Raw genomic sequence first — 16003 nt, 5'->3', positions numbered from 1 at the left:
CTTTTTATAAAAAATAAATTTTATTTTAATTTAATTTTATTCTTCTGTTGAATAATCCATTGCTGCCATTCGTTTATAGTAGTTCCAGTTGTCTTTGGCATTCTTTAAGTTTGCTTCAAGCAATTCTTTGGCTTTTTCAGGAAATTCTGCGGCTAAAGTTGCATATCTTCGTTCTCCTAGCAAGAAATCTTCATATTTGTCCCAAGCGGGATTTCGTGTATCTAACTGCAGTGGATTTTTCCCTTTTTCAGCGAGTCTTGGATCATATCTGAAAATTGGCCAGTATCCTACTTCTGTTGCAAGTTTTTCTTCTGTCTGGAATTTACCCATTCCAGCTTTTATTCCATGCTCTATACAAGGTGAATAAGCAATTATTATTGATGGTCCTGGATAAGCCTCTGCTTCTCTTACTGCTTTTAGTGTCTGATTTTGATTTGCACCCATCGATACTTTAGCAACATAGATATTTCCATAGGTCATTAGTATCGCAGCTAAATCTTTTTTCTTGACTGGTTTTCCCGATGCTGCGAATTTTGCAACTGCTCCTGCTCTCGAAGATTTTGAAGATTGTCCTCCTGTGTTTGAATAAACTTCCGTATCAAGTACAAGAACATTTACATCATCTCCTGAAGCCAGGACGTGATCAAGACCTCCAAATCCGATATCGTAAGCCCATCCATCTCCACCAAACATCCACATTGATTTTTTTATTAAATATTGTTTTAGCTCCAATATTTCTTGAGTATTCTTTTTTACTTTTTCATTCGGATTTTCATTATTTTCCTTTTCTAATAAGATTACCAGTTCATCTCGAATTTCAGTAGTTTTATCTCCATCATAAAAATTTTCAGCAAAAATGGTAAATAAATCAGCTAATTCACTTGAAACATCAGCCTTTATTTCTTCCATTCTTTTTAAAATTCTAAGCCGAATTGTATTTACAGCCTGAAACATTCCATACCCATATTCAGCATTATCTTCAAATAGTGAAGAAGCCCATGCAGGCCCACAACCACTTTCAGCAGTCGTATAAGGTGAAGATGGTGCAGAAGCTCCATAAATTGAAGAACATCCTGTCGCATTTGCCACAATCATACGTTCTCCAAATAACTGTGTCACCAATTTAATATAAGGTGTTTCTCCACAGCCTGCACACGCTCCAGAAAATTCAAATAGAGGTTTTGCAAATTGTGAGCCTTTTACAGTATTTTTTCCTAAAATCTTATCTTTGTATGAAACATTATTAAATAAGTAATCTGTGTATTCAATTTCATTTCTTTCAATTTGAGATTGAGTAGATTTCATAACAATGGCTTTTCCACGTGGTGCAGGACAAACATCTACACAGGCACTACATCCTGTACAGTCCAGAGGCGATACCTGAATTTTATATTCAAGTCCATCCATTCCTCTACCAAGAGCTTTTATTGTAGGCATTCCTTCTGGTGCCTTTTTCATTTCTTCCTCATCAAGCAGAAACGGACGTATTACAGCGTGAGGACATACATAAGCACATTGATTACATTGGATACACATGTCTGGCTGCCATTCTGGCACTTCATCAGCAATTCCTCTTTTTTCATAATGTGCCGTTCCATGCTGGAAGCTTCCGTCAACCATTCCATTTTCTATAATTGAAGAAACTGGCAATTCATTACCTTTCATAAGATTAATCGGATCTGCAATCTTTTTGATAAATTCAGGTTTTGCAGCTTCAATAATTTGCTCATTGACTTCAAGGTTTGCCCATTCTGACAATACCTCAACTTCTTCCAGGCCGTCAATTCCTCTGTCAATCGCATCCCAGTTTTTTTGAACAATATCTTGTCCTTTTCTTCCGTAACTTTTCTCTGCATACTCTTTCATGTATTCTTTTGCTTCTTCGTGAGGAATTACTCCCGAGAGATAAAAGAATGCTGATTGCATAATAGTGTTTGTTCTATTTCCTAATCCAATTTCTTTAGCTAATTTTGTAGCATTTATAATGAAAAATTTGATTTTTTTTCTAGCCAGTTCCCTTTTTATCTCATTCGGAATACTTGGTATCAATTTCTCTTTCTCCCAAATTGTATTTAGCAGGAATGTTCCTCCTTCTTTTAATCCAGAAATCATATCATATTTCCCAAGATATGCAGGTGCCGAACAGGCTACAAAATTAGGTCTTGTAACTAAGTAAGTTGAGTGAATTGGACTTTTACTGAATCTCAAATGAGATCTTGTCACTCCTCCAGCTTTTTTTGAATCGTATGCAAAATACCCCTGTGCATACAAATCTGTCTTGTCTCCAATAATTTTTATCGAATTTTTATTTGCTCCAACTGTTCCATCTGAACCAAGCCCAAAGAACAGACATTCTTTTACATCTTCATTTCCTGTAAACACTTCATCTTCAAGTGCAAGAGATGTAAATGTTACATCGTCAATAATTCCAATTGTAAAATTATTTTTAGGCTCTTTTTGTGCAATATTCTTGAACACTGCTATAATTTGTTCTGGCGTTGTATCCTTTGATGACAGTCCATATCTTCCACCGACAATTTCAGGTGCATTTTCACGTCCATAGTAAAGTGCCTTTACATCCATATATAATGGCTCTCCCAATGCTCCAGGCTCTTTTGTCCTGTCAAGCACAGCAATTTTTTTTACGCTTTTTGGCATTGCATCAAAAAAATACTTGCTGGAGAAAGGACGATATAAATGAACATTCAGTACACCTACATTTTCCTCATTTTTATTCAGATAATCGACAACTTCCTTTATTGTTTCATTTACAGACCCCATTGCAATAATAACTCTTTCAGCAGTTTCTGAGCCATAATAAACAAAAGGTGCATAGTTCCGTCCTGTCTTTTCGCTAATTTTTTTCATATAGTCATTTACAATATCAGGTACAGCTTCATAAAATTTATTTTGGGCTTCTCTTGCCTGAAAATAAATATCGTCATTCTGAGCTGTTCCCCTTGTTACAGGATTTTCTGGATTTAATGCTCTTTCTCTAAATTCCTGAACAGCTTTTTTATCAAGCAGGCTCTCAAGAAACTCATAATCCATAACCTCTATTTTATTTATCTCATGCGAAGTCCTAAATCCATCAAAAAAATGCATTACTGGCACTCTTGACTTAATTGCTGTTAAATGTGCAATTCCAGCTAAATCCATAACTTCCTGAACCGAACTTGTCGCAAGCATAGTCCATCCTGTCATTCTAGCAGAATAAATATCCTGATGATCTCCAAATATTGATAATGCTTGTGCAGAAATAGCCCTTGCCGCCACGTGCATTACACCTGGAAGCAATTCTCCAGCTATTTTATACATATTAGGTATTTTTAGCAGTAATCCTTGAGAAGCAGTAAATGTCGTGGTCAAAGCTCCAGTTTGTAACGATCCGTGTACAATCCCTGCAGCTCCAGCCTCTGATTGCATTTCCACAACCTTTACTGGCATTCCAAATAAATTTTCCTTTCCGTATGATGCCCACTGATCTACAAGCTCTGACATAGTTGACGACGGAGTAATCGGATAAATTCCAGCAACTTCCGTAAATGCGTAAGCTATATGAGCTGCAGCTTGGTTACCATCCATTGTTTTCATATTTTTTGTCATTTTTCCCTCCAAATTAAAGAATTTTATAATTTCTTTACTTAACTTACATTTATAAAATTCTAGCTATATATAATTATATATTTTCTAATTCAAATTTGCAATTACTTTTTAACTTTTCTTTCTATTATTTTTTATCTCCTAATTTCTATTTATTAATTTTTTTATTCTTATAGATTAGTTTTATTAATAACTGTTTTTTCTTAATTTTATTTATTTTAGTTTTTTTAACGCAGAGGTATCAGACGCCATACCACTGCACTCCCGCTCTCGAATTTTAATTTTACAACAAAAGACAAAACTCGCTTTTAACAAAAGTTATTTTCATCTCATTAAGTTGTTGTCTATTCAAATAAAATAGAAAAGCTCAAACAAGTTGTCTTTTACTGAAAAATTAAAATCTCAGAAATTTATAAAAAATATTTTTGTTTTAATAAAATTACCTGTTATGATTAAACTAAAAATGCTTAAACAAGCCGGGATTGTAAAGGGGATGGCGACTACTCCCCTTTATGTATTCAAAAAAGAAAAACATAAGAATTACAGAAAAATTTTTATTAACAACAATATATTTTCTAAGAATTAAGAAATAGTTATTAGTTTAAATTTTTAAAAATAAATTTAAATAAATTATTTAAGAAAATCATTTTTAAATTCCTTTTTTTGTAGATTTATGCTCAATAATATTTTTTATAATCAGAATAAATATTGAAATTATTACCAAAAGTGAAGATACTGCAAATGCTGATACTATTGACTCTGATGAGCCTGATAGGTATAAAGCGTCTATTTCTAGTGGTAAAGTGAATGTTTTTCCTCTCGCTTTTGATAATGCATTTACTGCTCCAAATTCTCCTAATGCTCTTGCTGTACAAAGGATAATTCCGTAAAGAAGTCCCCATTTTATTTGTGGTAATGTTATTTTTCTGAAAATCGTGAATCCGTCTGCTCCCATTAATGCAGCCGCTTCTTCCTCATCTTTTCCCTGTGCATTCAGAATCGGAACGATTTCTCTTGAAATAAAAGGGAAAGTTACAAATACAGTAGCTAAAATTACTCCTGGAATTGCAAACACTATTTTTATGTCAAGTACAAAAAATTTATTTAGATGCTCAATATAAGGTGCTGCCCATCCCATTCTTCCAAAAGTCATAATGAAGGCAAGACCTGCTATTACTGGAGAAATCGAGAAAGGGATGTCTATTAGTGTTGCCAACATATGTTTCCCACAAAATGAAAACTTTGTGAGAAGCCATGCTGCTGCCACTCCAAAAAAAGTATTTATAATTAATGCTGAAATTGTTGCAATTACTGTAACTTTCAACGCTGAAAGAACATACCTATCTGTCAGGCTTTTTATGTAGAATACCCAGCCTTTTTGAAGTGAGTTTATGATAACTGCAACTAATGGCAGTATGAGCATGATTACGATAAATAAAATACTTACTGCTATCAATACATATTTTATAATATTATTTTTTTTATCCATCACTTCTCCCCCTTCCCTAAATATTGTTTGTCCGCTTGAACTGGTTCATTTGAACTAAATTTATTAAAAATAAAAGTATGAATGAAAATATTAGCATAACTAGAGCAATTACAGTCGCTGAAGGATAGTCGACATAATTTAATTTTTGCATAATTACGTAGGAAACAACCTGTGTATGCTCTTTCAAGCTATTTCCTGAAATATAAATTACACTTCCATATTCTCCAAGCCCTCTTGAAAAGGCAAGTCCAAATCCTGTTAATAAAGCAGGTCTTATTTCAGGGAAAATTACTTTCCGAAAAGTCGTCTTCCCGTCTGCACCTAAGATGTATGCCGCTTCTTCGTACTGATTGTCCAGTTTTTCCAGAATTGGCTGAACTGCTCTTACCACGAAAGGAATTCCTACAAAGATTAAGGCAATTATTATCCCAATGTGAGTATATGAAATTTTTATCCCAATTTTTGCAAAATATTTTCCAACCATCCCAGTATCAGAATACATTTTTGAAAGTGTGATTCCTGCAACTGCAGTAGGCAAAGCAAAAGGCAATTCAAGCATTCCATCTAAAAATCTTTTTCCAAAAAAGTCGTATTTTACAAGCACCCACGCTAAAATTACTCCGAAAACACAGTTTACAGCGGCAGCGATAAATGAACAGATGACACTTGTAAAAAACGCATTCAAAACTGGTTTTTCTGTTATAAGTTTCCAAAATTCAGAAGGTGATAGGCGAAAGGAGTAAACTAATATCGAGGCCAGCGGAATTAATATCAAGATTGACAGCATTGTCAACGATATTCCAAATGTCAGTCCAAATCCTGGAATTACAGACTGCTCTTTTCTTTTTAAAGCTAATATTCTCATTATTTTTATGCTCCCTTCATAATAATATTTCTAATTTTCATAAATTTTATCAAATAATGCACCTTCATTAAAAAATTTCTCATAGACTTTTTTCCAACCGCCAAACTCATCTATTTTTGTCAGTTTCATTTTTAAGTCAAATTTATTTTCATATTTTTTTAGAATTTTCTGATTGTAGGGTCTATAGCCACTTTCAGCGATTATTTCCTGTACTTTTTCTGAATATAGATATTTCAAGTATTCTGTACTTATCTGATAAGTCCCGTTGCTTTTTGTAACTTTGTCAACTACTGCTACTGTAGGCTGTGCCAAAATACTCACACTCGGATAGACAATCTCATATTTATCAGGATATTCCTTAACCGTAGCAATCGCCTCATTTTCCCACGCAATCAGTACATCTCCCTGATTATTTTCCACAAAAGTCGTAGTTGCTGCCCTTGCCCCCGAATCCATTACTGTCACATTGTCATAGATATTTTTCACAAAATTTTGAATCTTATTCTCATCATTTCCAAATTTTTCATGTCCGTATGACCATGCTGCCAAAAAATTCCAGCAAGCTCCACCGCTGCTTTTCGGATCAGGTGTTATCACTTTTATTCCTTTTTCTGTCAAACTGTTCCAATCCTTAATATTTTTCGGATTTCCTTTTCTTACAAGAAAAACGATTGCAGAGGTATACGGAGAAGAGCTTCCTGGAAATTTGTTTACCCAGCCTTTTTCAAGCAAGTCTACCTTCTCAAGAAGTGCCACATCATTTTCCAGTGCTAAAGTTACCACATCCGCATCAAGCCCCTCAATTACCGAACGTGCCTGTGAGCCTGAGCCTCCATGCGATTGGGAAATTTTCACATCCTGTCCATATTTTTGCCTGTAATATTCTATAAACAGCTTGTTATACTTTTCGTACAGTTCACGGGTAGGATCATAGGAAACATTTACAATTTCCAATTTTTTCTTACTTTTTTCAAATTTGCTATTTTGACGTAGAATGCCAATAAAATATAGTAAAATTCCGATTAAAATAAATATAATTGGTATTTTTAGTTTTTTTATCATAATTTTCCTTCCCCCTTTTTATAAAATCTGTCTATTCAATAATCCGATTAATATTAAATCATATAAAAATTATCCCCACTTACTACTCTTCTGTAAGTTTCAAATTTAGCCCATTTTTTGTGAATTCCCACTTTATTTACATTTTGATTGTAGTCTAAAAGATAATTTTTCATATCTTCCCTAGTTTTAATCTGCAATCCAAATCCTGCTGTATCTAATATTGGCAGTCCTGTAAAATGATAATCTTCCAATTTAACAATATCAAAAATTTTACAGTCTCGCACTAAAACTGCCGCCTCACTTTCAAGTGATATAATGTCATAATATTGCGGATATTCAAAACTATCTCCTTTTTGAGGCACTTCATCGCCTACATGGTATGTTTTTTCTTTTGTTCCTTCTTTAGACATTCTCGCATTTTCAAAATCGAAATACAGTTCTTCAAAAATGTATCCGTCAATTTTTATGTCATCCTTTTCAAAATAAGGTTTTTCTCCAATTGTATCAATATTTTCCACTACTCCTGCAGCGGCAGTCTGATGTGAAAGCCTGTCAATCAGTATCAATTCTCCCAAAGCCTTATTTTTTTTGAACAAATCAACAATAACTTTATCTGAAAATTCTATTTTGCAAAATGCAATTTCATTTTTTGTGATACTTTGTGTTTCAATTTTTTCTCCTGTATTCACATCAATTTTATATACAATTTCCTTTAATATTGCAGAAAGTTTCTTTGTTCCAAGTTTTGCCAAATATTCCTTTCCAGCTGTTAATTTGTCATCATCCATCCACAATAATACGGCTTCAACCGATTTTGCAACTGGAAGATTTTTGTTTTTTGTAATAACAGAACCACGGCTCACATCCACTTCCTTGTCCAGCTGAATTGTAACAGCCTGTCCAGAAAATGCCTCTTCTACATTTTTATCTCCATTCAAAATCGTTTTAACAATTGCAGTTTCATTACTTGGCAAAACAGTGATTTCTTCTCCAGTTCGTATGATTCCACTTTCAATTTGCCCCTGAAATCCTCTAAATTCGTGATTTGGACGGCATACACGCTGGATTGGGATATAAAAGTCTGAATTTTCCTTATTTTCTGTCACATCCACTGTTTCAAGATATTCTATAATGCTCTCGCCCTTATACCAGTCCATGTTTTCAGATTTTTTCGTAACATTATCGCCTTCTGTGGCACTCACGGGAATTATTTTTATATTTTCTAATTCCAGTTCTTTCGCTAATTCCTTCACTTCATCGACAATTTTATTAAATTTTTCTTCGCTGTATTTTGCTAAATCCATTTTATTTACTGCAAAGACAAAGTGTTTTATTCCAACCATCGAGCAAATTCTCGCATGTCTTCTTGTTTGTACAAGCACTCCTTTTGTAACGTCCAAAAGTAAAATTGCCACTTCCGCAAAAGAAGCTCCAACCGCCATATTTCGAGTATATTCCTCATGCCCTGGCGTATCAGCCACAATAAAGCTCCGTTTATTTGTTGTAAAATACCGATATGCCACATCTATTGTGATTCCTTGCTCCCTTTCAGCCATCAATCCATCCAAAAGTAGCGAATAATCGATTGCACCTCCACGTGAACCGACTTTACTGTCTAAAATTAACGCTTCTTCCTGATCCGCATAAAGCAGTTTAGAATTGTAAAGGATATTTCCAATTAATGTAGATTTTCCGTCATCCACACTTCCACAAGTTATAAATTTTAATAATCTTACCATTAAAAATACCCCTCTCTTTTTCTTTTTTCCATGCTTGCCGCTCCGCTGTCCTTGTCAATAACCCTGCTTGTTCTTTCAGATTCCACCGAACTTAACGTTTCATCTATTATTTCCTCCAAAGTTACAGCATTTGAGTCCACAGCCCCTGATAACGGATAATCTCCTAAAGTTCTAAAACGAACCATCCTAATTTCAGGCTCTTCACCTTCTTCCAGTTTCATTCTCTCATCATCAACCATTATCAAATTTCCATCCCTTTCCACAACAGGACGTTCTGCCGCCGAATAAAGTGAAACAATAGGTATATTCTCCCTTTGAATATACTCCCAAATATCCTTTTCCGTCCAGTTGGAAATTGGGAAAACTCTAATACTTTCACCTTTACTAATCTCTGTATTGTAAAGTTTCCACATTTCTGGACGTTGATTTTTGGGATCCCATGCTTGTGCTGCATTTCTAAATGAGAAAATTCTTTCTTTAGCACGACTTTTTTCCTCATCTCTACGACCTCCACCAAATGCCGCAGTAAATCCATATTTATTAAGTGCCTGTTTCAACGCTTGTGTTTTCATAATATCTGTAAATGAAGAGCCATGATCAAATGGATTAATATTTTTTTCAACTCCTTCAGGATTGATATATTCAATCATTTCAATTCCAAGTTCTTTCGCCCTTTTATCACGAAAATTAATCATTTCCTTAAATTTCCAACCAGTATTTACGTGTAGAAATGGAAAAGGCGGTCTTTCAGGATAAAATGCCTTCATCGCCAAATGTAACATAACTGAGCTATCCTTTCCAATTGAATAAAGCATAACAGGATTTTCACATTCAGCCGCAACTTCCCGAATAATATATATCGCCTCCGCTTCCAGTTCATCTAAATGAGATAATTCATTCATATATAAATCACCCTTTCTTTTTTTTATTTTTTGTTAAATTTCATCAATATTTATTCGCATCTTTCCTGTTTATATCAATTTCCTCCACAGTTCCGTCTCTTTTTTCAATAATCCATTTCAGAACATCTCCTTCTTCCTTCGTTGTCATTGTGCTTCCATTTCCGCCAATATCTGCCCCAAGGAAAAATGAAATTGCCTGAACTGGGCATTCCTTCACGCAGGAAACACAGCCCCAGCAATCTTTCGGATATTGCATAACCGCCTTTTCAATTTTCATGTCATCCACTTTCTGCATTTCAATTAAAGTCCCTGGACATACCAGCGTACATTTTGTACATCCTATACACACATACGGATCAATTACTATGCTCATATTTCTCCTCCTTAACAATTTCCCTCATAAATACTTTCAGTTCTCCGTTAACTAACCTCGAATTCACATATTTAAAATAGTTTTCGTCAGTTTCAGGATAATCCAGATTTTCATTAAACGAATGCCATCTCGTTTCCTTTCTGAAAAAAAGATGCTCAATTAGCGATTTACACACTATCAATCTCTCTTTCAGCTCATAAGCAAACATTAAATCATGCATATTTTCTGCCGAAAGCTCATCAGAAAGCTCTATAAGCTGATCAATTTTCTGTTTTGCCAAATTTAGCTGCTTTTCATTAAATTGATAGTTTGTTGAGATTCCACCTGCATATTCATCCATAATTTTTTGCATTCCTTCTTCCATATCTTCCGTTGAAAATCTTTTGGCTTCTGTATTTCTTATTTTTTCATACTGCTTAATAATTTGATTCTTTTGTTCATTCAAGAAGTTTTCCACATTTTCATCAATTTTTCCACAATTAATATTTTTTTTATCAGCTAACTTTGAAATTATGTCAAGCGCCGCAATTTCACCTTCAGCCAGTGCACCTGTAACATATTTCTGCGGACAACCTCCAGCTACATCTCCAGCTGCATAAAGTCCATTAATTGTAGTTTCTCTATTCGTATTTACCCAAAAGCCGCTTGCAGTATGCCCACCGACAATATACGGCTCTGTCCCTTCAATTTCAACATCCTGCTCACTCGGATTCTTTCCGCTTTCAATCCATTTTAATGTCTGACTTGGCGCCATATTCAAATATGCCTTTAACAAACTTTCACTTTCTTCTTCACTAATTCCACTTGTCTTCAAGTAACAAGGTCCATTTCCAAGTTGATTTTCACGCACGGTCCCATAAACACGCTCACTCGTTGTAAGCCCATATTTATCCTCATAAACCATCCCTCTTGAATTTACCTGTTTCGCTCCAACTCCTTGGGCAATCGTTCCAACTGGCGCAATTGTATCCTTACATCTCAAAGCAATAAATCTCATCTCAAAAGTTGTCATTTCTGCTCCAGCCAGAATTCCCATCGCATATCCTGCCCCAGTATTAAATGGCGGATACCACATCTTATGCCTTGAAAATCCAGGATTATTAGGCTTATAAAGTCCAGCCGCTCCTCCAGTCGAAATTATCACTTTTTTCGCCCTAATCACAAATACTTCTTCTTTTTTTATAGAAAATCCAACCGCGCCATAAACTTTCCCGTCCTTCACAAGTAAATCCGTAATATTAAGTGTATTCAGAACTCTCACATTTTTTGTTTTTTTCACAGCATCAGCAAGTATCGGCTTAAAATTTTCTCCATTTATTTTTATATTTCTATTTCCACGTGCAACATACTCTCCATTCTCATCTTTCAAAATCACAAGCCCCAACTTTTCTACTTCAGCGGTAATCTCATTAAATCTATTCGCAGCAGTAATTAACAAATCGTGCCGCACAATTCCATTGGCATCCTTTGCCGCGTAATCCACATAATCCTGTGGCACACGTCCTTTCACATTATACGCATTTATTGCATTAATCCCAGCCGCAAGACACCCGCTCCTCTTAATATTCGCCTTCTCTGCCACAATTACCGATAAATCAGAATTTTTTCCAAGCGTAATAGCTGCATAACATCCAGCAGTTCCCCCACCAATAATCAATACATCCGTTTCCAATTCCTTTATTTCAAATTTTTTTCTTCCCTTATTATTTTTGTCCTCCTTATTCTCTAACATAAAATCACCTCTTTTATTAATTTTAATGATATTAGCTACTCCATTCAATACTATTAAACTGTATTATTTTTCTTTTTTTATTTATCAATATTTTGTTTTAAAATCTTTTTAATCAAATTAATTTTCATAATTAAAAATGTCGTGATTTTTTGGAAATAAAAATTATTGTCTGAGCGAAGCGAGTTTAATTTTTGTTTCCAAAAAATGCTTAGACAAGCCGGGTTTGCAAAGGGGATGGCGACTGTTTCCCTTTGCTTTATAAAAAAGAAAAAACAGAAAAATTACAGAAAAATTCTCTATTAATCATAATTTCTTTGAAAAAATTTATATAAAAACATTTTTAGATATTTAAAAAATCTTTTTTCAGTTTTTTTAAATAACGACATCATTTTGATTTCTTGTATTTTCATTTTCCACAATTTCCACTTCCTCATTTTCCCCAAAGGCATAGGCACGATATATATAAATATTGACTTCTTCTCCCATAGATACAGCATCTTCTTCAATTTTACGATTTCCTTTTATTAAAGTGCCGTTTATTTGTACACCAATTTCTACTTCTTTTCCACGAAATAATGTATATTTAACAATTCCGTTCTCTGTTGAAGCTGAATATCTAAATTTTTCATTTGCCTTTATAATACTTACGTTTTCTGGACGGATTATTGCTTTTTGTCCATTTTTCAAGTTTTCAAAACCTTTAAATCTGTTTATATTTTCCAGTTCTATTGGGTTTCCCATAAATTTGGCTACAAATGCTGTTTTGGGATTGGAATAAATTTCTTTTGGACTTCCAATTTGTTCGATTCTTCCTTTATTTGTTACAATGATTTCATCCGCCACTTCTATTGCCTCTTCCTGGTCGTGTGTTACAAAAATGCTCGTAATTCCCACTTTATCAATTGTTTCACGTAGCCAGTTCCGAAGTTCCTGCCTAACTTTAGCATCAATTGCAGCAAAAGGCTCATCTAACAGCAATAATTCAGGATGAGGAGCTAATGCCCTTGCAAATGCCACTCTTTGCCGCTGTCCTCCTGAGAGCTGGTTTGGATACCGTTTCCCAAGTCCTTTTATATTCACAAGCACCATCAGTTTTTCCACACGTTCCTTTATAATGGACTTTTTCACTTTTGCAATCTTTAATCCAAATGCAATATTGTCAAACACAGTCATGTACCGAAATAACGCATAATTCTGAAAAACAAAGCCAATTCCCCTTTTACTTGGAGAAACATCATTTACAACTTTTCCGTCAATTATAATCTCCCCAGTATCAGGTGTTTCCAGTCCTGCAATCATCCGTAAAATCGTGGATTTTCCACTTCCACTTGGTCCTAGCAAAGCTACCAGCTTTCCTTTTCTAATCCCTAAATTTATATTATCTGACGCTTTGTAGCTATTATACATTTTGTTAATATTTTTTAGTTCCACATACATTCATCTACCACGCCCTTTCCATATCAGCTTTACGGAAATCATTGAAATCAACCACTTCAAGTTCAAATTCCTTGTATTTCTCTATCAGCTCAATAAACCTTTCTTCATGTACAAACTCTTTAAATTCAATGTTTTCCTCTTTTATGATGTTTGCAATGTCCTCAAGAAAATACGGAATTTTACTTGCCTTTATTTCTCCCACGATTTCATTCAGTTTGACAGTTTTACCTGTAAATTCTCCTCTTGCAAAAATTGCAAAGTATTCTCCGTCTTTTTTTCTTCTTCCACTAAATCCAAGTTTTGCTATCTGCGGTGTCGCACAGGAATTTGGACATCCAGCAATCTTTATTTGTGGCAAATAATTTGTAAGCTCCCTCTTTTCCTCATTTTCAAAATATTTAAAAATATAGTCCAGTATCGGCGGAGTATCTAAAATTCCAACATTACAAGTTGTACTCCCAATACACGAGTATGAATTAAAAAATTCGTTTTCGCCATAATATTCTTCCATAATTTCTCTTAATTTTAAAACATCTTCTTTTTTCAATCCTCGAACCAGAATACTTTGAAAACTTGTAAGTTTCAATTCAATTTTATAATCAAGGCTTTTTACAAACTTAATCAATTTTTCTCCATCTTCCTTGTAAATATTTCCTCTGGCAGGTCTTAAATAATACCCATATTCTCCTTTACGCTTTCCCACCACGATATTTTCATTATTTTTCACAAATTCATCATTTTTAACATTTTCATCCGTATTTTCTCCTTCAGAAAATGTTTCTATCTTTTCTAATTCTTTTTCCTTATCCAAAATTTCTCTTTCCTCAAGTAATTTTTTCGTATAAACTCTAAGGCTATCCCCTTTTTCAACATAGAAGTTAGAAATATATTCATTACATAATTCTAAAAATTTTTCTTCTCCCAAATTTAGCATAATGTAACGAAGCCTTGCTCTTGCACGAATTTTACGATTTCCATGATCATTAAACACATTTCTTATTGCATGAATATAATATAAAAACTCATCTTCCTCGATAAATTCCCTCAAAATAATAGCATTAGTTGAAATTGGTCCAATTCCTCCGCCAACATATACTCGAAATCCCTTTTTTTCATCTTGAATTACCGCCTGAAATCCAATGTCATTTATTTTTACATAAAGTGAATTTTCTTCCTTATTTGAAAAAGCAATTTTATATTTTCTCGGCAAATGCATAAATTCACGTCCATTTAAAATATAATCTGTCACAATTTTTGCATGAGGTGAAACGTCAAAAACTTCTTCTTCAAATCCAGTTGTTTCAGGAGTAATTACTGCTCTTGTAGAATCACCACAAGTCGCTTTCGTAAAAAATCCTCTTTTCGAAATAGCCTCCAATAAGTCTGGCAAATTTTCCTTTTCTATTCCATGTAGCTGAAAATCTTGTCTTGTCGTAAGATGAAGCCTTTTATCACAATACTTCTGCACAACATCTAATAAATACTCAAAGTCCTCAATGTCGATTTTACTTTCAAAAAAACGAGGTCTTATCATATACGTCCCTTTTTTTCTTCCCTCTGTATAAAGTGCAAATGAAGTCCTAACTGCATTCCATTCCTTCTCCTTTTCAGGATCAGTTAAAGCTTCCCTTGTCAAATTTATAATAAACTCCAGCTCTTTTTTCTCTCTCTCAGCCTCATAATCCTTGATTCTTTCATAATTATTCAATTTCATATTCCAACATTCCTCTCTTCTTCACAAACCAAAAATTTCACCAATATTATTTGTATATACAATTATTTTAACATTTTTTGAAAAAAACTTCCATAATTAATATTATTTTGATATTCAAAATTTATAATTTATTTTATAATTTTACCTAAAAAATATTCTGAATTAACGATTTTTATTTGACTTTTTAAATAGGTATCTATAAAATTGAAACAAATTTTATAAAAAAGAAATCTTTAATCTTCTAGTCTGACAATTCGATTCAAAGAAATAAAAAAGTTTGCTTATTTATCAATTTTAGTATATAATATATTAAGATAACTTAAAAATTTGAATCATTGTAACAAAATCTACTTTTTAGTTATTATTTAAAAATAAAAAAATAAAAATTTTGAGGTGATTATAAAAATGAGAAAATTAACATTGTTTTTTATGACATTAATTTTATTTAATTTGTCATTTGCAGCGGAAGATACTACTTTTACCTTCCAAGGATTTAGTCCTGTTTCTCCAAGTGTTGTAAAATCGACAAAAAGAGTGAAAGTCTTAGGAAAATCAAGAGTTTCATATCCAATGTTTTTTGGTAAAAGTGGAAATATTACTAAAAATATGAACAAAAACATGGAGAAATTCATTTCGGACTACAAATCTTCAAGAAATAAAATTTACACAGTTACTTCTGAAGTTAAAGGTGATAATAGTGCGTTCGTAAGCGTGTTGTTCACAGTAGAAGAAAAAGACACAAAAACTGGTGAAAAAATAACATCTTATGATGGAATTTCATTTAATGTAAAAGATGGAAAACCATTAAAATTAAAGGATGTCCTTGTAGATGGATTTAATGACGCATTGACAGATGCTGTTAATGATAAGTTTAGACAGTTTGGACTGCCTCAGGTAGCCAAATTTGATGCTGTTTCTAAAAAACAAAACTTCTACTTAGAAAATGATTCATTGGTTCTAATATATAATCAAGGAGAAGGTACAAACTTTGCTGATGGACAAGTGTTTATTCCATTTATACTAACTGATTTAATAGGAATTTTAAAATAAATATAAAAAACTTTATATCAAAATTATCTTTCAAAAG

Annotated in this window: 11 protein-coding genes; 1 reads left to right on the top strand and 10 read right to left on the bottom strand. The window is 33.5% G+C overall.

What is annotated here, in order from left to right; all coding sequences use genetic code 11:
- Window positions 1-36: 36 nt before the first annotated feature.
- The 10 genes from nifJ to AB8B23_RS02135 all read right to left on the bottom strand — a co-directional run bounded on the left by nifJ (window position 37) and on the right by AB8B23_RS02135 (window position 14916).
- Window positions 37-3606 carry a pyruvate:ferredoxin (flavodoxin) oxidoreductase gene (gene nifJ / locus AB8B23_RS02180; protein WP_369713212.1) on the bottom strand — a complete coding sequence of 1190 codons (3570 nt, stop codon included), beginning with the start codon at window positions 3604-3606 and terminating at the stop codon, window positions 37-39.
- Window positions 3607-4252: 646 nt separating this feature from the next.
- Window positions 4253-5092, bottom strand: a complete 840-nt coding sequence (locus AB8B23_RS02175; protein ID WP_021743924.1) for a sulfate ABC transporter permease — start codon at window positions 5090-5092, stop codon at window positions 4253-4255.
- A gap of 16 nt (window positions 5093-5108) precedes the next feature.
- On the bottom strand, window positions 5109-5957 hold the full coding sequence (cysT, locus tag AB8B23_RS02170) for a sulfate ABC transporter permease subunit CysT (RefSeq protein WP_369713211.1): 849 nt from the start codon (window positions 5955-5957) through the stop codon (window positions 5109-5111).
- 30 nt (window positions 5958-5987) lie between these two features.
- Window positions 5988-7019 carry a sulfate ABC transporter substrate-binding protein gene (locus AB8B23_RS02165; protein ID WP_369713210.1) on the bottom strand — a complete coding sequence of 344 codons (1032 nt, stop codon included), beginning with the start codon at window positions 7017-7019 and terminating at the stop codon, window positions 5988-5990.
- A gap of 53 nt (window positions 7020-7072) precedes the next feature.
- Window positions 7073-8758 carry a sulfate adenylyltransferase subunit 1 gene (locus AB8B23_RS02160; RefSeq protein WP_369713209.1) on the bottom strand — a complete coding sequence of 562 codons (1686 nt, stop codon included), beginning with the start codon at window positions 8756-8758 and terminating at the stop codon, window positions 7073-7075.
- On the bottom strand, window positions 8758-9660 hold the full coding sequence (gene cysD / locus AB8B23_RS02155) for a sulfate adenylyltransferase subunit CysD (protein WP_369713208.1): 903 nt from the start codon (window positions 9658-9660) through the stop codon (window positions 8758-8760). The genes AB8B23_RS02160 and cysD overlap by 1 nt, the downstream gene beginning before the upstream one ends.
- 43 nt (window positions 9661-9703) lie before the next feature.
- A complete protein-coding gene (locus AB8B23_RS02150) occupies window positions 9704-10033 on the bottom strand; it encodes a 4Fe-4S dicluster domain-containing protein (RefSeq protein ID WP_006805883.1) in 330 nt (109 codons plus the stop codon).
- Window positions 10017-11765: an adenylyl-sulfate reductase subunit alpha gene (locus AB8B23_RS02145; protein WP_369713207.1), complete on the bottom strand. Its 1749-nt coding sequence runs from the start codon at window positions 11763-11765 to the stop codon at window positions 10017-10019. The genes AB8B23_RS02150 and AB8B23_RS02145 overlap by 17 nt, the downstream gene beginning before the upstream one ends.
- 372 nt (window positions 11766-12137) lie before the next feature.
- The gene (locus tag AB8B23_RS02140) at window positions 12138-13202 is read right to left on the bottom strand and encodes a sulfate/molybdate ABC transporter ATP-binding protein (protein ID WP_369713206.1); all 1065 of its coding nucleotides are present in this window, start codon (window positions 13200-13202) and stop codon (window positions 12138-12140) included.
- Between the two features lie 4 nt (window positions 13203-13206).
- Window positions 13207-14916 (bottom strand): nitrite/sulfite reductase, encoded by a 1710-nt coding sequence (locus AB8B23_RS02135; RefSeq protein WP_369713205.1) that lies wholly within the window; start codon window positions 14914-14916, stop codon window positions 13207-13209.
- 405 nt (window positions 14917-15321) lie between these two features.
- Here AB8B23_RS02135 and AB8B23_RS02130 point away from each other — a divergent pair, with 405 nt between their 5' ends.
- Window positions 15322-15966: a DUF3298 domain-containing protein gene (locus AB8B23_RS02130; RefSeq protein ID WP_369713203.1), complete on the top strand. Its 645-nt coding sequence runs from the start codon at window positions 15322-15324 to the stop codon at window positions 15964-15966.
- Window positions 15967-16003: the final 37 nt, after the last annotated feature.

This window comes from Leptotrichia sp. HSP-342, assembly GCF_041199995.1.
Lineage (GTDB): Bacteria > Fusobacteriota > Fusobacteriia > Fusobacteriales > Leptotrichiaceae > Leptotrichia > Leptotrichia mesophila.
This window is presented reverse-complemented; position numbering and strand designations above follow the sequence as displayed.

Coding starts and splice junctions, on each gene's coding strand:
- AB8B23_RS02135 (WP_369713205.1), bottom strand. CDS start 14,916: ATGAAATTGAATAATTATGAAAGAATCAAGGATTATGAGGCTGAGAGA.
- cysD (WP_369713208.1), bottom strand. CDS start 9,660: ATGAATGAATTATCTCATTTAGATGAACTGGAAGCGGAGGCGATATAT.
- AB8B23_RS02160 (WP_369713209.1), bottom strand. CDS start 8,758: ATGGTAAGATTATTAAAATTTATAACTTGTGGAAGTGTGGATGACGGA.
- cysT (WP_369713211.1), bottom strand. CDS start 5,957: ATGAGAATATTAGCTTTAAAAAGAAAAGAGCAGTCTGTAATTCCAGGA.
- AB8B23_RS02145 (WP_369713207.1), bottom strand. CDS start 11,765: ATGTTAGAGAATAAGGAGGACAAAAATAATAAGGGAAGAAAAAAATTT.
- AB8B23_RS02140 (WP_369713206.1), bottom strand. CDS start 13,202: ATGTATGTGGAACTAAAAAATATTAACAAAATGTATAATAGCTACAAA.
- AB8B23_RS02175 (WP_021743924.1), bottom strand. CDS start 5,092: ATGGATAAAAAAAATAATATTATAAAATATGTATTGATAGCAGTAAGT.
- AB8B23_RS02165 (WP_369713210.1), bottom strand. CDS start 7,019: ATGATAAAAAAACTAAAAATACCAATTATATTTATTTTAATCGGAATT.
- AB8B23_RS02150 (WP_006805883.1), bottom strand. CDS start 10,033: ATGAGCATAGTAATTGATCCGTATGTGTGTATAGGATGTACAAAATGT.
- nifJ (WP_369713212.1), bottom strand. CDS start 3,606: ATGACAAAAAATATGAAAACAATGGATGGTAACCAAGCTGCAGCTCAT.
- AB8B23_RS02130 (WP_369713203.1), top strand. CDS start 15,322: ATGAGAAAATTAACATTGTTTTTTATGACATTAATTTTATTTAATTTG.